Origin of the sequence: Mycolicibacterium sp. lyk4-40-TYG-92 (assembly GCF_030209435.1) — a bacterium.
In the GTDB taxonomy this organism is placed as follows: Bacteria; Actinomycetota; Actinomycetes; order Mycobacteriales; family Mycobacteriaceae; genus Mycobacterium.
In genome coordinates, this window is sequence record NZ_JARVRX010000011.1 from 1 (window position 1) to 18,916 (window position 18,916).

Sequence of the window (18,916 nt, forward strand, 5' to 3'; positions counted from 1 at the left end):
CGTCGGCGAAGTTGCGGGGGGTGACGATGACGGGGTTCTGCCCGAAGTAGCCGCGCACGCGCTGCACGGTGAAGCCGGCGACGACGGCCACGGCGAGGATGAGCAACGGGATCCACGCCTTCTTGAGCGCGTTGCCGATCATGCGGCGATCTCCTTGGTCATGCTGACCTCCCCGTCCTTCGATTGCTCGACATGCCTCGGCGAACCGTGTGAGCTGGGACGCTGCGTACCGTTTGTGCGGCGCGTCCCGCTGTGTCACATTTCAATCTGCCGATCGGCAGACTCAGAGTATCCACCAAGGTAAACTTAGACAAGTTAAGCGAATCGATTGATGCAGGTCGGTGCCCACATCGGGGCATCGCCTGTGACGCACGTGACGTCGCTGGGACAGCGGTGACCGCGGCTACACGACGACCGCTGCGGGTCGCCGATGAACGAGGAGCGAGGATTGGCCAAATCGGTGGGGCCACGCGGATCGGCGCGTGCGCGGGTGACCGAAGCCGCCCTGGCGTTGTTTGCGGACCACGGCGTGAACGGCACATCGCTGCAGATGATTGCCGATCATCTCGGGGTCAGCAAGGCTTCCGTGTACTACCAGTTCCATTCGAAGGACGACATCGTCCTGGCCGTGATCCGGCCGGTGTTCGCCGATCTCGATCAGCTGGCCACCGCGATCGAGGCCGAGGAGAGTGGGCGCGCCCGCCAGGAAGCCGCGATCGCCGGGTTCGTCGAACTCGCGGTGCGGCACCGGCGCGTCACGGCCGTCTTCTATCGCGACCCGGCCATCGACACCCTGGTGAACTCGCACGAGGAATGCAGCGCCATCAAACAGCGCCTCCGTCGGGTGCTCGGAATGGACGGCGTGGACATAGAGACCCGAGTGACCATGTCACTGGTCATCTCGGGCGTCTACGGCAGCGCGATGGATCCCGACTTGCAGGACATCCCCGACGACGAACTCCACCGCGTCTTGCTGCGGTCCGCACGGCGGCTGCTTGCAGTGGAGGAGCGGGACGCTATTCGGCGATGAAGACCGGGATCAGTCGGTCGGTCTTGGTCTGGTATTCGGCGTAGGGCGGGTATGCCTCGACGGCGCGGTCCCACCACTCCTGCCGTTCCGCACCCTCGAGCTCACGCGTAGTCAGCTCCATGACCTTGTCGCCGTCCTGCGCCGTGATCTGCGGGTTGGCCTTGACGTTGTGGTACCACGACGGGTGCTCGGGGGCGCCGCCCTTGGATGCCACCAGGGCGTAACGGCCGTTGTGCTCGACCCGCATCAGCGGCACGAGACGCTTCTTGCCGGACTTGGCTCCGGTGGTGGTGAACAGCACCACCGGCCGATCGAGGATCTGCACGCCATCGGTCGTGCCCTGCGCCAGAATCTGTTCGGTCTGCTTGCGCACCCAGTCGGTGGGGCTCAGTTCATGTTCGGTCACGTCGATTCCCAACGGATTGAGGAAGCCGGGTTATTCCGGTCGAGTCCAATTCTTCCCGGTCGTCGGGCATCCGGGGAGCCGTCGGCCGAAATCCGTGGCTATCGCGGGGTAACCAACCCGAGAGGCCTAGTTGACGAATCGTCGGGCGCGCGCGGGTGCCGATGACGTGGCGCGTGCCTGCCGGAATCCGATCAACCCACCGGCGGCGGTGAGGGTGATGATGCCGGCGAATCCCGGGACGGCGACCGCCGCAACTTCGCTGAGGCCGGCGGCCCGCAGGTAGTCCGGATAACCCGGCCGGAAGTCCTTCGCTGCGACGAGGTGGGTCTCGGCGGCGAAGACGTCCCGGGGCTTGACCGGCGGGACCGGCTCGTCTGAGGTGCCCGGAGCGCCCGGCGAGATGTCGCGCGGAATCGAATCAGTGCTTGCGCCAAAGGTTTTCGGCATCTGGGCGGGGTTCAGCTGGAATGCCCGGTTGTCCGGCGGCAACTGGATGGCGGGCATACCCGGCGTGTATTGCAGGAAGGGCAGGTTTGAAGCGGCGGTCGCCAACTCCCGGACGGTGGTCTCGATGGGGGTGATCAGGGCGTCGGCGAACACGGGCAGTGCGGCGAGCCCCGGAAGCGGGACGGCTTCGACGACCGTCGGGATGGTGGTCTTGACGAGGTCGAGTGCCGTGAGCGGAACCTGGGCCGCGGCCAGCGGGAGCTGCGCCAGCGGGGGTTTCGGCGTGGCTGTGGCAGTGGTGTCCTGGGTGGTCACCGTCGAGTCCGGCGTCACTGCAGCCGACGGCTGCGGCGCTGATGTCTTGACGGGCGCGGGTGCCGAACCGCTGAATGTCGGTGCGGCGCCGGGGATGAGCTGAGGAACGCCCTGGTTGGGTTTCACACCCGGAACGAGGCCTGTCAGTGGTGCGCCGCCGATGATGCTCGTCGGGTGCTGGATGATGCGGGTGAACTGGCCGACCATGCCGCCCAATGTGGTTTGCAGGTTCGGTGCCGAGCTGCTTCCGGTGGAGGAGCCGGTGGTCGTCGACGATCCGGTGGTCGTCGTGGAGCCGGTGGTGCTGCTGCCGCCCGTCGTCGTGGACGTGTCGGAACCGGTGGTCGTACCGCCGGTGGAGCTACCCGTTGTGGTGCCCGTGGTACCGGAGCTGCCGGTGGTCGAGCCGCCCGAGGTCCCCGTGCTGGAACTGCCGCCGTCGGTGTCGGCCAACGCCACGACGGCTTCGGGGCCCAACGCCAGCAAGCCTGCTGTGATGAGGCTGGAGGCGGCGAGCAGCCGCGCGTGGGGCATCACGCGGAGATCACCTCCCCTTTTCTGGCCAAAGTGCAGTATGTCACACGCGTCTGACCATTACCTATGAACAAAATAACGCCTACTCCAGCGTCAATTGATGCGGGGATTGACCGGCGGTCGACAGTGGGGCGACCCGACCGTCGCGGGCGCTGGGGTGGGCGACATCAGGCCGGGTATTGACGCCTCTTCCAATTTGTGTCAGAAGGTGTTAATGAGGCAAATGTGACTACTGATGTTATTGAGTTGAAGCTCTCGTAAGAAAACGGGACAGAATTTCAGTCCGGTCTCAGAGATCAAGGTAGCGACTCGCATAGGGTTCGAACGGTTATCGGTCCGTGTTGTTTTTGTGACTTTTGTAGCCCACCGTTACCCAAGTGAAATCAGTGCCCAGTGTGGCGCCGAGCACTCAGGGACAGGGAGCGTGCTGATGACCGCAACTACTGAAGTGACGTACCGCAGACGGCCGGTGGCTGCCCGTCCGGGCCGGCCGAAGACCGGAAGGACACAGGTCGGATCGGTGGATGTCATCGCGACATCTGCCGCCGTGCTCCGGCCTGTCGTGGTCGCCGGGGCCATCGTGGCCGCCGCGCTCATGTGGGGACCGCGCGCGCAGGCCGACGTCGTCCATGACGCGCTCAACGATGTCGGTATCGGCAACAACGGGCCCGTCAGCAGCGCGATCGCCGAGGTGGGTACCTCGATCTGCCCGCTGCTGGTGCAGCCGGGCAGTCAAATGGCCAGCACGGCAACCCAGATGAGCGGCAACGGCGGCATCGCCCCGCCGCTGGCCGGATTCGCGACCCAGGTCGCGATCCAGACGCAGTGCCCCGCCTTCATGACGGCACTCGCGAACGGAAACATCCCGGCGCTGATGAACGGCGGGCTGCCCGTGACGCCGGGGCTGCCTTCCATACCGTCCGTCGGGGTGCCGAACCTGTCGGGTGTCACCGGGGCGGTTCCAGGCACATTGGGCGCTGCCACCACCCCCGTGTCGAGCGTCGTGGGCGCGGTCCCGGGCACGTTGGGGGCCGCGACGGCACCGTTGCCGGGCACGCTGGGCGCGGTCACGTCACCGCTGCCGGGCACGTTGGGGGCCGTGACGGCTCCGGTTCCCGGTGCCCTCGGTGCGGCGACCGCACCGCTGGCCCCAGCGCCGGGTCTGAGCGCCACGCCGGGGTTGACGGTGCCCGCACCCGGTCTGCCGGCGACCACGGCGCAGGCGCCGTTGCAGCTGGCTTCCTCTCCGCTCGTCCCGGCGATCCCCGGCTACTGAGGTCTGGCCCCGCCGACGGAAAGGTCAGCGGGAATGCATTGAGGGCTGTGGCTTTTCGAAGCCACAGCCCTCAATGTTGTTGCGCTACTTGTCAGCTGTCGTGGCTGCTGCTGCCGCCGCTGCTGCTGCTGCTGCTCGACGCGTGGGACGCGCCGCCGCCCTCGGGGGCACGGTGCTTGCCGCCGGTCGAGCCTGCGGGCACGGAGACCGAGCCGCTGGCACCCTCGGGAGCGCTGTGCTTGCCGCTCTTCGACTTGTCGGCCTTCTTGGACTTGCCCGACGTCTTGCTCGTGTCGTCTGTCGACTTGTCGGTGCCCGACTTGTCGTCGCCCTTGCTGCCGGTCTTGTCATCGGACTTCGTACCGGTCTTGTCGTCGGACTTCGTACCGGTCGTGTCGTCAGCCTTGGTGCCGGTCTTGTCGTCCGTCTTGTCGGTGCTGGTCGACTTGTCGGTGCCGGTCTTGTCGGCGTCGGTGCCCTTGGTGTCGGACTTGGTGCCGTCGGTGCTGTCGGTCTTCTTGTCGGTGGCCGCGGCGGGAGTCTTGTCCGTCGTGCCGGCGTCCGGCGACGTCTTACCCGTGGTGCCCGTCTCTGTGGCAGCAGCCGGCTTGGCGGTCAGCGACAAGGTCTGGGTCTGGGTAGCCGTGGTGGCCGACGTGGAAGCCAGCGGGGTCGCCGCGGCGACCTTGCTGACGGCTGCGACGGGCGCGACCGCGGCGAGTGAATTGAAGATGGCCGCAGGCGTCGCGATGAGTTGCTGGATCGCCGTCTGGACGACCTTGATCGCCGCCTGGATGGCGGTGGTGAGGGCGGTGCCCTTCCAGAACCCCGAGATCACCTTGTTGAGGCCGTTGATCAGCGTGGCGGGCGCCGTCGCGGCGGTCTTCCACAGCGCGATGGCCGGCGCGAGCGCCGAGGTGATGGCCTTGTTCGCCGTGTTGATGAGGGTCGTGGGCCACTGGGCGGCCTGGGTCCACAGCGCGATCGCGGGTGCGAGCGCCGACGTGATCGCGGTGTTGGCTTGGGTGATGTACGAGCCGATCACCGTGGCGGCCTGCGTGTACAGCGCGTAGAACTCCTGGAACGGCAGGCCCAGCAGATCGAGCGGGCTGGCCGTCAGGTAGTACTTCTCGGCGTAGGTCGACACCTGTGCCGGCGCTGCATAGACCGCCGGCACGTTGATGTGTGTCACCTGAGGAGTGACGGCGCCGGACGCAGTCGCGACGACCACCGCGGACATCCCGGCTACGAGCGACGACTTGAGCACTGGCAAAACTCTTGGGCGAGCGACAGTTTGCATTGATGGTCCCCGGGGTTCGTGATACAGATCGGACTTAGGCGGTCTGAAGGTAGCCGATACCGGCACACCCCTCTAGCTGAGCAAAATCTCGTGTTAACAGTCTGACCTGCTGATATGTGCATAATTTGCTTGGTAAGGTAAATAAATCAAGCTGAAGTTTTCCAAGAATTCACCGACCCGTCGACGATCGGCGACGCTTGCGCGGCACTGTGCGGCCGGTGGCGTCGGGTGTGGAACCTCTAACAATTTGCCAGTGTCGCGGTGTGGGTGCTCGCCGAACCAGTCGTGGTGTGATCTGGTGATTGCAATGTCAGTCTTCGCCTTCCGTGCTTCAGCGCTCGCGGCTGCGAGCTTGACGGCGGCTGCGCTTGTTCTGGCCGGGAGCCTGCCGGCGTCGGCCGATCCCGCGACGGACACACAGGGGTTCGTCGATTCGACGGCGCGCTGTCCGACCGGCGATACCGCGGTGGCCTTCGGTAGCACCGCCTCGTCACGCGTCGCCATCTGCAAGAGCGCAGGCGGTGCATATCAGTATCGCGGCGTCCGGATCAGCGACGGTGCGAAGCTCATCATTGCGGCCTCCGCCGACGGGCGGGGCGGGTACACCGCGACGAGCGACGGCATCACCTATACGGTCAGCGCGAAATCGCTTGATATCAGCGCGGGTTCGCAGCCCGTCCGCTCCGAGCCCATGACCTTCTTCCGCAGCGGCGGGCCGCTGTCCGGAACCGCCGCCGCGCCTGCGCCGGCCCCCGCGCCGGTGGGTACACCGCCCACACCGGTCACCGGAGCTCCCGCGCCCGTACCGACAACGCCACTTCCGCCGCCCCTGCCGGCGGAAGTCGGCGGTGCCCGTCCGAGCGGGCACTGACCGGAGGCCAAAGGCCGGCGGTCAGGCCGTCTGGCTGTCCCCGGGCTTGGGCGGATGGATGCCGCAGCTGCACGCGCTTATCGACGGGCAGGCGCACTGCATGCCCCACTCGACGATCGCGCGGGCGAGGTGCAGTTCGGTGATCTTGGTGTCGATCTCGGCGAGCTTGGTCTCGGCCAGCGCGCGACTTGCCGCGCGGCCGGGAGCGTCGTCGGCGAACAGCAGCTGGATCTCGTCGAGCGAGAAGCCGGCGGTCTTGCACACCCGGATGACGTTGAGGCGATCGATGACGGTGTCGTCATAGCGACGCTGACCGCCGACTCGCGCGGGCACCGGGATGAGGCCGATCTGCTCGTAGTAGCGCAGCGTGGTCGCGGCGACGTCGGTGCGCGCCGACACTTCGCCGATGGTGAACGTGGCCATGACACTCCTGGTTCGGCCTTGACTTGAAGCCAACTCTAAGTCGTTGACTGTCCGCATGGCTACCCACACACAGCATTCGGGCATCGATGAACTGAACAGCACTCGCTACGCGCTGCTCCGGAGTTACAAGAAGGACGGCCAGCCGGTCGACACCCCGATGTGGTTCGCGGTCGAAGGGAACTCGATTGTGTTCCGCACCAAGCGTGGACCGAAAACCGCACGCCTACGGGCACATCCGCGCGTCGAACTGACGGCGTGCGACTACCGCGGCCAAAAACTGAGCGGCGCAACCGTATTCGCCGGTACGGCGACGATCCTGAACGAGCCGGACGCGGCTGACGCGAATCGGGTGTTGCACCGCCGCTACGGCTGGCAGTGGAATCTGGTGCCGCTGATCCCGATTCCGGGCGTGACACAGGTGCATGCGGGTCTGCCGCTGCGAGAGAAATGGCGGCGGGCGCGGAACCGGAATGTCTGGGACGACAGCGTGATCGTGCGCGTCGACGTCAGCTGAGCGCCACCGCGAGGTCCTCAGACAAAAGCACGGTGCCGACACCAGATGGGTGTCGGCACCGTGTTGGAGGTCGAAGGTGGGTCAGAAAGCCGGCGTCGCGAGATGCGTCTTACGACGGTGGTGGAGCAGGGCACTCAGCCAGCGGAGATCGATCAACATGTTCAGTTCCTGTCTTACGCGGACTTCTTGGTGAGGAACGGCAGCAACCGGCGACGCTCGTACATGCTGTCCGAGAAGTGGTGCAGCGCTTCGGAGACGGAGGTTGCGGTCGGGAAGGCGGACTCTGCGCCGCAGGCCAGCAGTGCGGTCGAAACCGGCTGGGATGCGATGAGGGACCACTCATTACCTGCTGCGATGCAGCTGTCGTTGACCTTGTCGAGCAGTTCGACGCAGGACACTGCGAACGAGGTGACCCCGCTCAGGTCCAGGATGAACGGCTTCTCGGGAAGGACGCAGCGCCGTGCCTGCGCTGCAACCAGGTCCACATCGGTTTCGTCGATGACTCCGGTGACGGTGAGTACCGTCGCCAGCTGGCGGCACTGGGCGCGCACCTCCGCGTCGCCGCAGGCGACCGCCGGATTGCCATAGCGGAAAGCGGCTGTCGATGCCGAGTCGCTGGTGACCATAGCCATGTGATGCCTCCCTTCGATATCCCCGAACGCCCGACTGCTGTGTCGTTTCTTCGGCTCAAGATCGAAGCTATGTGGCCAAGTTAAGGTACCGGGGAGTAAGTCCTAAATCATCGCTAAGAAGTGTGATAGCTCCAGCTAGCAAACATGGTCTCAGCGGGGTAACGGTCACGGACGGCGCCACTGGTGGCCCTGGTAGCCCACCCACGGCGAATAGTCGGCGATGAGCGGCTCCTGCGGTGGCCGCAGGTCTTCCGGCACGTGCTGCAAATTGATCCGGATGCGGTACCAGATCGAGCTGGGCCCGCGCATGCCGTCGACCAGAACATCTATGGCTTCCAGGGCAGATGCCGCCTCCGGATGTTTCGATCGCCACTCGTCGAGCGCGGCCATGGCCTCGTCGCGCGTCTTGGTGCGGGCAACTTCGATGAGCGGCATCTGCGACGCGCGCCTGCCGTCGGCCGACGCATTGCCCTCGGGTTTCTCCGTTTTGGGCATCGGCCCCAGCTTTTCGGCCAGTGCCAGCAACCCCTCCAGGCCGCCTGCGGCGTCGTCCATGCCGGCCCACGGATCGCCGAATTGCGCGTACCTGGCAGGCACTGTCGCGACGGTGAATTCCTCGGGACGGCAGGTCGGGACCTCGTCCCAGAACAGCGGTGTCGACACCCGGGCGTCGGGCCGCGACCGCACCGAGTACGCCGAGGCCACCGTCCGGTCCTTGGCGTTCTGGTTGAAGTCGACGAACACGCCCTGGCGTTCCTCTTTCCACCAGCGGCTGGTCGCCAGCTCCGGCGCGCGCCGCTCCACCTCGCGGGCCACGGTCTTGGCGGCCAGCCGCACCTGCTTGTACGGCCAGTTCCGCTCGATCCGGGCGTAGATGTGGAAACCCCGCGAGCCGGACGTCTTGGGCCAGGCCGTCAGCCCGTAGTCGGTGAGCACGTCGCGTACGACGATGGCGACGTCGACGATCTGCGACCACTCGACGCCCGGCATCGGGTCGAGGTCCACGCGCAGTTCGTCGGGGTGTTCCAGGTCGTCGGCCCGGACCGGATGTGGATTGAAGTCGATGCAGCCCAGGCTCACCGCCCACACCAGCCCGGCGGCCTCGTCGATCACGGCCTCCTTCGCGGAGGTACCGGAGGCGTATTTCAGCTCGGCGACGTCGATCCAGTCGGGTCGCTTCTCCGGTGCCCGCTTCTGAAAGATCGCTTCCTGGGCAATGCCTTTCACGAACCGCTTGAGGATCATGGGCCGCCGTGCCACGCCGCGCAGCGCGCCGTCGGCGACGGAGAGGTAATAGTTGACGAGGTCGAGCTTGGTGACCCCGGGTTCGGGAAAGATCACCTTGTCCGGATTGCTCACGACGACCTCGCGCCCACCCACCTCGAGGGACCGCGAGTCACCCATGTGTACAGCGTAATTGGCCCGATAATTGGAGCGGAGTTCCGGCCGCGTTACCCGCGGTGTCACCTATGGTTGGCTCATGGCGAAGCTGACTGACCTCCCGTCGCAGGTGGCAAACAAGGTTCAGGAAACTTTGGAAAAATTGGGCGGCAAATCGGTCACCAATTTGGCTGACCGCGGCGCCGCCGAACTGCACTACGCCAGGAAGATGTTCGAAGCGGGTGCGCTCAAACTCGAATCGCCACAGCACATCGCCGCGATGCTGGCCGACATCGTCCGCTGGGGTGAGATCGGTATGGTCCCGGCGCTCAACGCGCGTCGTACCCCGCACCGCACGGCCGTCATCGATGACGACGGCGACATCACCTTCCAGGAGTTCGACGACGCCGTGAACGCGACGGCCAACGCGTTGCGCGCCAAGGGCGTTCAGGCCGGTGAGGGCGTGGCGATCCTGGCCCGCAACCACCGGTGGTTCCTGATCTCGGTGTACGGCGCGGCGCGGGTCGGCGCGCGCATCATCCTGATGAACACCGAATTCTCGGGCCCGCAGATCAAAGAGGTCTCCGAGCGTGAGGGCGCGCAACTCATCATCTACGACGACGAATACGCCGACGCCGTCGCGCTGTCCGAGCCGCCCCTGGGCAAGCTGCGGGCGCTGGGGCACAACCCGGACAAGCCGGAACCGTCGGGCAGTATCGACGAATCGCTGGCCGACGTCATCGCCCGGACCAGTAGCCTGGCGCCGCCGAAGGTCGCCAAGCCGGCGTCCATCATCATTCTGACCAGCGGCACCACGGGAACTCCCAAGGGCGCCAACCGAAGTGCCCCACCGTCGCTGGCCCCGGTGGGTGGCGTGCTGTCGTCGGTGCCGTTCAAATCCGGCGAGGTGACCAGCCTGCCCGCGCCGATGTTCCACGCGCTGGGATACCTGCATTCGACCATCGCCATGCTGCTGGGCAGCACGTTGGTGTTGCGGCGCCGGTTCAGGCCGGCCACCGTGCTCGCCGACATCGAGCAGCACCGGGTCACCGCCATGGTCGTGGTGCCGGTGATGTTGTCGCGCATCCTCGACGAACTCGACAAGACGTCTCCGAAGCCGAACCTGTCGAGCCTGCGCATCGTCTTCGTGTCGGGTTCGCAGTTGGGATCCGAGCTGGCGACGCGGGCGCTCAAGGACCTGGGCCCGGTGATCTACAACCTGTACGGGTCGACCGAGATCTCGTTCGCCACCATCGCGCGTCCGCAGGACCTGTCGATCAACCCGGCGACGGTCGGCCCGGTCGTCAAGGGGGTCCGCGTGAAGATCTTCGATGACAACGGCAAGGAAGTGCCGCAGGGCAGCGTCGGGCGCATCTTCGTCGGCACCACCTTCCCGTTCGAGGGATACACCGGCGGCGGTGGCAAGGAGATCATCGACGGGATGCTGTCATCGGGCGACGTCGGCTACTTCGACGAGCGTGGACTCTTGTATGTCAGTGGCCGGGACGACGAGATGATCGTCTCCGGTGGCGAGAACGTCTTCCCCGCCGAGGTCGAGGATCTGATCAGCGGGCACCCCGAGGTGGTGGAGGCGACCGCGATCGGTGTCGACGACAAGGACTTCGGCGCGCGGCTACGGGCCTTCGTCGTCAAGGCCGAGGGGGCGACGGTCAGCGAGGACGACATCAAGGCCTACGTCCGAGATCACTTGGCGCGATACAAGGTTCCGCGCGAGGTCGTCTTCCTCGACGAATTGCCGCGTAACCCCACGGGCAAGATCCTCAAGCGCGCGCTGCGCGACATGGACCTCTAGTCGCCTAGTTGTTGACGTACCACGACAGGCAGCCGGGCTTGTCGTGGCACGCGATGATGGCGCCCGCGTCGGGAGCCGCGCCCCGCACCTTCGGGGTGGTGCGCGCCGGCAGGTTGCAGTTCACGACGTAGGGGTTCCACGGGACGACACCGTTGACGCACGGTTCGCCGGTCGCCTGCAGCGTGACGGTCGGGCTGCGCAGCGCCGTGGGCCCGACCGCGAATGCGATCGCGACTGCCCCGATGAACACCAGTCGCAGCACGCGCGACGCGCGTGGAGTCAGCTCTCCTGTGGTCATGGTCATCACCACCAAAAATGTTTCCGTCTACGTCAACGGTACACCCCGACAGATGGCCGCCGGCAGTAGGGAAAACCCCCATTTCTGCACTGAAATGGGGGTTTTCCGACGGTCGGCAGGTGTTGGTTACGGGTCGCGGGGCAGGCCCAGCAGTCGCTCGGCGATGATGTTGAGCTGCACCTCGGAGGTACCGCCGTAGATGGTCGTCGCGCGGCCGGCCAACAGGTACTCGTCCCACCGGCCCGAGGGCTGTTGCGGGTCACCGACAACCGCGTCGCTGCCGAACGACGCGACCCCGAATTCCGCGTAGCCCTGACCGGTCTTCATGGACAACAGCTTCGAGATGGCGGCGGCCGGCATCGGATCGCCGCCGGCGAGGGTCAGGAGCGTCGAGCGCATGTTGAGCAGCTTGGCGGCATGACCCTCGGCGATCAGCTTGCCGGCTTCGTGGCGCTGGAGTTCGTCGAATTCGCCGTCCCGCAGGAACTCCACGAACTGTTCCAGGCTGGCCAGGAACGGCGGCTCGCTGCTGCCGATCGATACCCGCTCGTTGGTCAGGGTGTTGCGGCTGACCTCCCAGCCGCGGTTCACCTCACCGAGCACCATGTCGTCGGGCACGAAGACGTCGTCGATGAAGACGGTGTTGAACATCGCGTTGCCGGTGAGCTCCCGCAGGGGCTTGACCTCGACGCCGGGGCTCTTCATGTCGAGCAGGAAGTACGTGATGCCCTGATGCTTTGGCGCGTTCGGCTCCGTGCGGGCCAGGAGCGCACCCCACGCCGAGAACTGGGCGCCCGTGGTCCAGATCTTCTGGCCGGTGATGCGCCAGCCGCCGTCGACCTTGACGGCCTTGGTGGTCAGGCTGGCGAGGTCGCTGCCGGCGCCCGGCTCGGAGAACAGCTGGCACCAGATCATGTCGCCGCGGAACGTCGGTGGCAGGAAGTCCTGCTGCTGCTTGTCGGTACCGAAGGCGACGATCGACGGGATGATCCACGCCGCGATGCCCATCTGCGGCCGGCGCACCTTCCCGGTGCTGAACTCCTGGGCGATGATGATCTGCTCGATCGGCGTCGCCGCCCGGCCCCACGGCGTCGGCAGGTGCGGCTGCACCCAGCCGCCCTCGGCGATCGCGGCATTGCGCTCCGGTCCGCTCGGAAGCGCCTTCATCGCAGCCACTTCCGCGCGAATCTCATCGCGCAGCTTCTCGGTATCCGGGTCGAGGTCGATGTCGATGGACCGCATGCCGGAGGTGGTCGCCAGGTCCACCACCTGCCGCGGGTATTCGGCGGCGCGGCCGAACCCGGCGACCAGTGCGATGGCGTGCCGGTAGTACACGTTGGTGTCGTGTTCCCAGGTGAAGCCGATGCCGCCGTGCACCTGGATGCAGTCCTGGGCACAGTGCTGGGCGGCGACGGGCGCCAGCGTGGCGGCCACGGCGGCGGCGAACTGGTAGTCGGAGTCGGCGTCGCCGGCGGCGTGCTCGTCGAGCGCGCGGGCGGCGTCCCAGACGGCGCCCGTGGCGCGCTCGGTCTCGGCAATCATGTTGGCGCACTTGTGCTTGATGGCCTGGAACTGGCCGATGGGCCGGCCGAACTGCTCACGGATCTTGGCGTACGCGGCAGCGGTGTCGGTGGCCCACCGCGCGACGCCGACGCATTCTGCCGACAGCAGTGTCGTGATCAAGGCCCGTGCATGCGACTGGCTCAGGCCGGTGAGTACGCGGTCAGCGGCGACCGGGACGGCATCGGCGCGCACCTGCGCGACGGGGTGCAACGGGTCGACGCTCTGCACCGGGTCGATCTGCAGTGCCGCGGTATCGAGGACGACCCATCGGCTGCCGACCGGCACCACCAGAAGGGCGGCTTGTGCCGCGGCGGGGACGGCACGAATCTCACCGCTGACGACCAGTCCGTCGCCCTGGGTTTCCGCGGTCAGACCGGAGGCCAGGGCGTACGCGGCGATGGTCTCGCCGGAGGCCAGGCCGGGCAGCAGGGCCGACTTGGGGTCGTGCGCGGCGATGAGGGCGCTGGCGATAGCCGACGGCACGAACGGCCCGGGGACGGCGCCGTAGCCGAATTCGGCCAGCGTGATCGCGAGCTCGAGGATGCCGAAGCCTTGTCCGCCAACGGCTTCCGAGAGGTGCAGGCCTTGCAGGCCCTGGTCGGCAGCGGCACTCCAGTACGGCGGCGGGTTACTGATCGGCGTCTCGAGGGCCTCGTGCAGGACCTCGGACGGCGCGACCCGCGCCACCAGGGATCGGACCGAATCGGCCAGATCGTTGTGCTCGGACATGATCGCGATGGGCATCGTTGCCTCCTGTGACCTGCTGTGGGCGTATGTGGCGCACCCGACCAAATAACTGGTCGGTTGGTTCCGAGAGTAACCCACTGGACGGGTGTCTAGAAGTGCACCTCGTTGACTACGTTGGCCAACTGCTGCCCAGCGGCAAGTCGCTCGCAGTTGCCCACCGCTTCGGTCAAGTAGCGGCGCATGGTGTCGGCGGTGTACCAGGTGGTATGCGGGCTGACGACGACGTTGTCCAGCGCCAGTAGCGGATTGCCGGGATCGACGGGCTCGGTGGCGAAGACGTCCAGGCCGGCAGCCTGCAGTGGCCCGTTCTGCAAGGCGGCCACCAGCGCGGGTTCGTCGATGACGGCGCCACGTGAGGTGTTGACCAGCACCGCACCGGGTTTCATGAGGCCCAGTGCGGCGGCGTCGAGCAGTCCCTCGGTGTGTTCGGTGAGTGGCAGGTGCAGCGAGATGACGTCGCTGGCGGAGAGCAGGTCGGGAAGTGTCCGCCAGCCGGGGTGGCCCTGTGCGCCACGGGTATTGGTGTGCACGACGGTCGCGCCCATGGCGGTGACGATGGTCTCGACCCGCTTGGCGATGTTGCCGTACCCGATCAGCCCGACGGTGCAGCTGCCGAGGTCCCGGACCGTCTCACCGAGCGTCGGGTCGGTGGGCCAGCCGGCGCCGGCGCGGGTGGCGCGGTCGAGTTCGGGCAGCCGTCGCAGCGCGGCCAGCATCAGCATCACCGCGCCCTCGGCGACCGACGGGGCATTGGCGCCGGGCATGTTGGCCACCGCGATGCGCAGGCGCGTCGCCGCGTCGACGGCGATGGTGTTGACGCCCGCGCCCATCTTGTGGACCAGCTTGAGGCGCCGGCCCAATTCCAGATCCTCGGCGCTGACCGGCCGCAGGACGTGCCACAGCACGTCGGCGTCCGGCAGCTCCCGGTAGAACGTCGCGTCGTCGTCGGCCGCGCAGAACCGCACATCGACCAGATTCTGCAGTGGGGCAAGGAATTCGGTGACCCGCGGGCCGGGCGTGAAATGCGCCAGCACCCGTACGGGCCGGTTCACCGCCACCGCTTGGCGATCCACTTGGCGATCAGATCGGCCTGCTCGCTGCGCGCGCCCGGGGTTGTGAAGTAGTGGTCGGAGTCGATGGCGTGCAGCGTCTTGTCCGTGGTGGCCAGCGCGTCGAAGATGCGTTGCGCGTCAGAGGGATAGACGCCCGAATCCTGCTCGGCATTGATCACCAGCGCCGGGTTGTCGATGAGGGCCAGATGCGGCTCGGCGCGGGTCTGGGCATGGCGCAGGCTCCACATCGTCAGCCAGCTGCGCAGCGTGCAGGCCGCGGCGATGCCGTTGGCCGAGCGGTTGGCCTGGACCGGGGTGCCCGCATAGCACTGATTGGCGGGGCGTTTCGTGGGCTCGAGGGTGGGGTCGATCATGCGAAGGTCGGCCCAGGTCCGCATGACGGTGAACGGACGGTCCCGGAACCCCGCGGCGCGGACGCGCGCGTACTCGGCTTCCACCCAGTCGGTGATCGCGTGATTGCGGGCGACCTGCGCGTCGCGGTACCGCTGGACGAATTCCGGCGCGAAGGGCGGGCCGTTGCGCTCGTCGAACGGGTCGAGATCGGGATCGGTTGCCAGGGCATCGGTTTCGTCGGTCACCGAGCCGTCCATCCAATTAGTGAGCACGTCCGGCCGGCCCGGGTGGGCGGCGCTGGAGACGTAGCCGTCCGCCGGCGGCAGGTCGTAGACGCCCGCGGCGGGACGCATGCCCTCCAGCGGGGTGATGTGCGGTGAGAGCGCCTGAGCCTGGTAGGCGGCCATGAGCGAGCCGCCACCTGAATTGCCCAGCAGAATAACGGTTTCCACACCGGCGACCTCGCGCAGCCAGCGCACCCCGACGCCGATGTCCACGAGCGCGTGATCGAGCAGGAAGCTGGATTCGTAGCCGCGGAATCGGGTGTTCCAGCCGAGGAACCCGATACCGCGGGTTGCCATGTAGTCGGCGAGATAATGCTCGGCGAAGTCGATCTGGTAGTGCGTGGCGATCATCGCCACCTTGGGCTTGCGGCCCATGCCCCGGTAGTAGATGCCCTGGCAGGGATGGCCACCGGACCCGGCGCGCAGCGCGGTCGGCGAGTCCATCCCGATGAACTCCCGGGTGACTCCCGCGGCAGACGAAGTTCCGGATCTGTTCATGTACGCGGATTCCCCTCGTGGTAGATGGTCCGGTAGAAGATGTTGGCCAGGGTGGTGATGCAGGCTTCGTCGTCTGCGGTGGTGGCGCCGTCGCCTGACAATTGGGTATAGCAGAACTGGTTCAGCATCGACACCAGAGCCACGGCAACGAGTCGTGGATTGTCGTCCGGGCAGAAGCCTTGCTGCTGAGCGTGTTTGACCATGGATACGATCAGCGATATGGGCAGCTCGCAGATTTCGGCCCAGTACTGCGCGAAATCGCCGTTGATCATGGCCAATTGGGAGATGGCGATGACCTCGGCAAGACGGTGGCGGTAGGTCTGCCAATGGGCGGCGGCGGCCTGGTGGGAGCGTTCCCAGTTGGTCAGCTCGGGGCCGGTGGCGGGCAGGGCCCGGTCGCGGGCTTCGTCGCGGAAGCGTTGTGCCCATTCATGGACCATCGCCTCTTTGGAGTCGTAGTAGTTGTAGAACGACGCGGTGGACCGGCCGGCTTCGGCGGCGATGTCCGAAATGGTGGTCGCCAGAATGCCTTTGCGGGCAATGACGGTGCGGGCGGCGCTGTCGATCGCCGCCTGCGTCTGGCGGCCCCGCACCGTCGGGAACTGCTCGCGGGGCGCGACGGTCACGGTGGCGTCCTTTCGAGGTGTCATTGATCAAACCTGAACCTGATGTTAGATTCAGATTAGGTGATTGACCAGACCCTGTCGTCAGGAGTGGCACGATGATCAAGCCCGACAACCGCAACGCCGAATTCGAGCTGGGCGGCATCAACCACGTCGCCCTGGTCTGTGCGGACATGGCGCGGACCGTCGACTTCTACTCGGGCGTGCTGGGCATGCCGCTGGTGAAGTCGCTGGATCTACCGGGCGGCATGGGGCAGCACTTCTTCTTCGACGCGGGCAACGGTGACTGCGTCGCGTTCTTCTGGTTCGCCCAGGCTCCCGACGGCGCGCCCGGTATCTCGCAGCCGGCGGCGCTGCCCGGCATCGGGGAGTTCATGAGTGCCGTTGGTTCGTTGAACCACTTGGCCTTTCATGTTCCCGCGGAGAAGTTCGACGAGTACCGCAAGCGGCTCAAGGAAAAGGGGGTGCGGGTCGGGCCGGTGCTCAACCACGACGAGAGCCCCATGCAGGCGTCGCCGACCGTGCATCCCGGCGTCTATGTGCGGTCGTTCTACTTCCAGGACCCCGACGGGATCACGTTGGAGTTCGCCTGCTGGACCAAGGAATTCACCGAGGCCGATACTGTGACGGAGCCGAGGACGGCGGCGGACCGGCGGCCTGCGGTGGCTCGCGTCTGACCCCTGCGCGGCCCGGCGCCATCCGTTGAGCGTGGGGGGCTGTCGTGGTCGCCCTCGGCGTGTCGTCTCGAGATCCCCCACGCTCGGTGCAGGACGGTTCCCGTCCCCGCCGGGACTTGATCTCAACCATGGTTGAGGTTGCAGGCTGGGTGCATGCCTACCTGGATTTGTGATGGATGCGGAGTCGAGCACGCCGACAGCCAAACGCGGCCGCCGGAGAGCAGCTGTGTTTTCACTGCTGAGGTTGTCCCCATCGAGGAGCGCGGTCATCTGCCACCGCACGGCAGCTGGACGACTCTGGAACGTCTTGCCGCGCAGCCCCATCAGACTGAATACGTCGACCACGGTCGGGGCGTGCACAGCCTGCGGCGGGCTCCTCGGTTCGCGATCGGGCACCGGTCATTTCTGGTACAGACCGCTGCCGGCAACATGTTGTGGGACGCACCGTCCTATCTGGACGATTCGATCGTCGGTCTGGTGAATGCGCTCGGCGGAATCGCGGCGATCGCAGCAAGCCATCCCCACATGTTCGGCGCCCAACTGTCCTGGAGCAAGGCCTTCGGTGGCGTTCCGGTGTACGTGAATGCTCTTGACCAGGAATGGGTTCCGGTGGCCGACCCGGTCATCGAATACTGGGACGGGGAGATCGAGCCGCTGCCGGGCGTTCGGCTGGTGCACGTCGGCGGTCACATGCGGGGCAGTGCTGTGGCTTTGTGCCCTGACGGAACCCTGCTCGTCGGTGACACCATCTCGGGTGGTCTCGCCAAGGACTGGGTGTCGTTCCAACGCATGTACCCCAAGCACTTGCCGTTATCGGCAGCCGTGGTGCGACGTATCGTCGAACGCCTCGATGCCTACGACTACGACCGGCTCTATACCCTTGGCGGCGACGAGATCGATCACGACGCCAAAGACGTCGTCCGCCGCTCTGCCGACGCCCATATCCGCCATGTCAGTGGTGAATTCGACCACCTCACCTGACATCACGGCGCAGCCGTGGCTATTTCGTCGCCTCGACGAAGTAACCGCGCGGGACGGCGGGCACGTCCATGGGCACCGCGGGGGCGAACCAGCGGCCCCACTCGTTACCCGGGACGGCCACGTCGGTGACGACCGCCGACCACCCGTGGCGCTCCGCGAGCTCGCCCGGCTGGTCGGTGCCGAACAGCCACGGCGCGCCGTTGCGTGCCATCGACTGGCGGACCGCCGCCAGCAGTTGCGCGTCGAGCAGCGTCTTGCCGACGACGTCGTACAGCAGCACCGAACCGCCCGCGGACAGTGCGTCGACCCGCTCGAAGACCGTGGCGACGGCGGCTTCGTCGAGGTATTGCAACAGCCCTTCGATCAACCACACCGTGGGCTGACGGTCGGCAAAGCCGTTGGACCGCAGGGTTTCTGTCCAGTCGCCGGTGAGATCGACGCCGACGGCCACCCGCGTGCACAACGGTTCTTCGCCGTCCAGTGCCGCGGCCTTCGCGGAGATCACCTCGGGCTGGTCCAATTCGTAGACCGTGGTGCCGTCGGGCCACGGCAGCCGGAACGCGCGGGCGTCCATCCCCGCGGCGAGAATCACGACCTGGCGGGCCGACTGCGCGGCGCGCAACAGGGCCTCGTCCCAGAACCGGGTGCGCACCACGATCTGCCGGGTCGGCCGGTCCCCGGCTTCGGCCAGGGCTTCGGCGAGCAGTCGGCGACCCGTCTCGCCGGCCAGGCGGTCGGCGAACGGATCGGTGAAAAGGCGGTCCGGGCGGCGTGATTCGTCGGCGCGGATGGCGGCGACCAGAAGACCGGTATTTGCGACGGCCTGTGCTCCTTGGTGCATGTCCCCATGGTGCCCGCGGGCCCGGCGTGACGCTTGGATATTTTTGCCGCGCAGGTG

At 66.7% G+C, this 18,916-nt stretch carries 20 protein-coding genes; 7 read left to right on the forward strand and 13 right to left on the reverse strand.

Annotated features, from left to right (window positions below; genetic code table 11):
* Window positions 1-142 (reverse strand): MmpS family transport accessory protein (locus QRN63_RS16910; protein WP_285032138.1); only part of this gene is annotated, 142 nt, incomplete at its 3' end.
* Between the two features lie 306 nt (window positions 143-448).
* On the opposite strand from QRN63_RS16910, the gene QRN63_RS16915 reads away from it, so the two are divergent.
* Window positions 449-1,030, forward strand: coding sequence for a TetR/AcrR family transcriptional regulator (locus QRN63_RS16915; protein WP_267316040.1), 582 nt, complete (start codon window positions 449-451; stop codon window positions 1,028-1,030).
* Here the strand turns inward: QRN63_RS16915 and QRN63_RS16920 are convergent.
* A complete protein-coding gene (locus QRN63_RS16920; RefSeq protein ID WP_267316039.1) occupies window positions 1,017-1,436 on the reverse strand; it encodes a nitroreductase family deazaflavin-dependent oxidoreductase in 420 nt (139 codons plus the stop codon). The genes QRN63_RS16915 and QRN63_RS16920 overlap by 14 nt on opposite strands.
* A 126-nt stretch (window positions 1,437-1,562) precedes the next feature.
* The gene (locus tag QRN63_RS16925) at window positions 1,563-2,735 is read right to left on the reverse strand and encodes a hypothetical protein (protein WP_285031868.1); all 1,173 of its coding nucleotides are present in this window, start codon (window positions 2,733-2,735) and stop codon (window positions 1,563-1,565) included.
* A 427-nt stretch (window positions 2,736-3,162) separates the two neighbouring features.
* Here QRN63_RS16925 and QRN63_RS16930 point away from each other — a divergent pair, with 427 nt between their 5' ends.
* On the forward strand, window positions 3,163-4,008 hold the full coding sequence (locus tag QRN63_RS16930; RefSeq protein WP_285031870.1) for a hypothetical protein: 846 nt from the start codon (window positions 3,163-3,165) through the stop codon (window positions 4,006-4,008).
* 91 nt (window positions 4,009-4,099) lie between these two features.
* On the opposite strand, the gene QRN63_RS16935 is transcribed toward QRN63_RS16930, so the two are convergent.
* Entirely contained in the window at window positions 4,100-5,275 is a 1,176-nt protein-coding gene (locus QRN63_RS16935; RefSeq protein ID WP_285031871.1) for a hypothetical protein, read from the reverse strand.
* A gap of 340 nt (window positions 5,276-5,615) precedes the next feature.
* Between QRN63_RS16935 and QRN63_RS16940 the strand changes: the two genes are divergently transcribed.
* On the forward strand, window positions 5,616-6,179 hold the full coding sequence (locus QRN63_RS16940) for a hypothetical protein (protein ID WP_285031873.1): 564 nt from the start codon (window positions 5,616-5,618) through the stop codon (window positions 6,177-6,179).
* A 21-nt stretch (window positions 6,180-6,200) separates the two neighbouring features.
* Here the strand turns inward: QRN63_RS16940 and QRN63_RS16945 are convergent, their stop codons facing one another.
* Window positions 6,201-6,602: a MerR family transcriptional regulator gene (locus QRN63_RS16945; RefSeq protein ID WP_285031875.1), complete on the reverse strand. Its 402-nt coding sequence runs from the start codon at window positions 6,600-6,602 to the stop codon at window positions 6,201-6,203.
* A 55-nt stretch (window positions 6,603-6,657) separates the two neighbouring features.
* Here QRN63_RS16945 and QRN63_RS16950 point away from each other — a divergent pair, with 55 nt between their 5' ends.
* On the forward strand, window positions 6,658-7,116 hold the full coding sequence (locus QRN63_RS16950; protein WP_285031876.1) for a PPOX class F420-dependent oxidoreductase: 459 nt from the start codon (window positions 6,658-6,660) through the stop codon (window positions 7,114-7,116).
* A gap of 173 nt (window positions 7,117-7,289) precedes the next feature.
* Here the strand turns inward: QRN63_RS16950 and QRN63_RS16955 are convergent, their stop codons facing one another.
* Together QRN63_RS16955 and ligD are read right to left on the reverse strand one after the other, a co-directional pair.
* Window positions 7,290-7,748: an STAS domain-containing protein gene (locus QRN63_RS16955; RefSeq protein WP_029120852.1), complete on the reverse strand. Its 459-nt coding sequence runs from the start codon at window positions 7,746-7,748 to the stop codon at window positions 7,290-7,292.
* A 165-nt stretch (window positions 7,749-7,913) separates the two neighbouring features.
* Window positions 7,914-9,152, reverse strand: a complete 1,239-nt coding sequence (ligD, locus tag QRN63_RS16960; protein ID WP_285031878.1) for a non-homologous end-joining DNA ligase — start codon at window positions 9,150-9,152, stop codon at window positions 7,914-7,916.
* 76 nt (window positions 9,153-9,228) lie between these two features.
* Between ligD and fadD2 the strand changes: the two genes are divergently transcribed.
* Window positions 9,229-10,941 (forward strand): long-chain-fatty-acid--CoA ligase FadD2, encoded by a 1,713-nt coding sequence (gene fadD2 / locus QRN63_RS16965; RefSeq protein WP_285031879.1) that lies wholly within the window; start codon window positions 9,229-9,231, stop codon window positions 10,939-10,941.
* A 4-nt stretch (window positions 10,942-10,945) separates the two neighbouring features.
* Here fadD2 and QRN63_RS16970 read toward each other — a convergent pair whose 3' ends face one another.
* The 5 genes from QRN63_RS16970 to QRN63_RS16990 all read right to left on the reverse strand — a co-directional run bounded on the left by QRN63_RS16970 (window position 10,946) and on the right by QRN63_RS16990 (window position 16,363).
* Window positions 10,946-11,239, reverse strand: coding sequence for a hypothetical protein (locus tag QRN63_RS16970; protein WP_502888154.1), 294 nt, complete (start codon window positions 11,237-11,239; stop codon window positions 10,946-10,948).
* Window positions 11,240-11,365: 126 nt separating this feature from the next.
* The gene (locus QRN63_RS16975) at window positions 11,366-13,546 is read right to left on the reverse strand and encodes an acyl-CoA dehydrogenase family protein (RefSeq protein WP_285031882.1); all 2,181 of its coding nucleotides are present in this window, start codon (window positions 13,544-13,546) and stop codon (window positions 11,366-11,368) included.
* A gap of 92 nt (window positions 13,547-13,638) precedes the next feature.
* Window positions 13,639-14,622, reverse strand: coding sequence for a 2-hydroxyacid dehydrogenase (locus QRN63_RS16980; protein WP_285031883.1), 984 nt, complete (start codon window positions 14,620-14,622; stop codon window positions 13,639-13,641).
* The gene (locus QRN63_RS16985) at window positions 14,598-15,737 is read right to left on the reverse strand and encodes an alpha/beta hydrolase (RefSeq protein ID WP_267316028.1); all 1,140 of its coding nucleotides are present in this window, start codon (window positions 15,735-15,737) and stop codon (window positions 14,598-14,600) included. The genes QRN63_RS16980 and QRN63_RS16985 overlap by 25 nt, the downstream gene beginning before the upstream one ends.
* The gene (locus QRN63_RS16990; RefSeq protein WP_285032139.1) at window positions 15,734-16,363 is read right to left on the reverse strand and encodes a TetR/AcrR family transcriptional regulator; all 630 of its coding nucleotides are present in this window, start codon (window positions 16,361-16,363) and stop codon (window positions 15,734-15,736) included. The genes QRN63_RS16985 and QRN63_RS16990 overlap by 4 nt, the downstream gene beginning before the upstream one ends.
* Window positions 16,364-16,458: 95 nt before the next feature.
* Here QRN63_RS16990 and QRN63_RS16995 point away from each other — a divergent pair, with 95 nt between their 5' ends.
* Both QRN63_RS16995 and QRN63_RS17000 read left to right on the forward strand, forming a co-directional pair.
* On the forward strand, window positions 16,459-17,037 hold the full coding sequence (locus QRN63_RS16995; RefSeq protein WP_267316027.1) for a VOC family protein: 579 nt from the start codon (window positions 16,459-16,461) through the stop codon (window positions 17,035-17,037).
* A gap of 153 nt (window positions 17,038-17,190) precedes the next feature.
* On the forward strand, window positions 17,191-18,018 hold the full coding sequence (locus tag QRN63_RS17000) for an MBL fold metallo-hydrolase (protein WP_285031885.1): 828 nt from the start codon (window positions 17,191-17,193) through the stop codon (window positions 18,016-18,018).
* 19 nt (window positions 18,019-18,037) lie between these two features.
* On the opposite strand, the gene QRN63_RS17005 is transcribed toward QRN63_RS17000, so the two are convergent.
* Window positions 18,038-18,859, reverse strand: coding sequence for an SAM-dependent methyltransferase (locus tag QRN63_RS17005; protein WP_285031886.1), 822 nt, complete (start codon window positions 18,857-18,859; stop codon window positions 18,038-18,040).
* Window positions 18,860-18,916 lie beyond the last annotated feature (57 nt).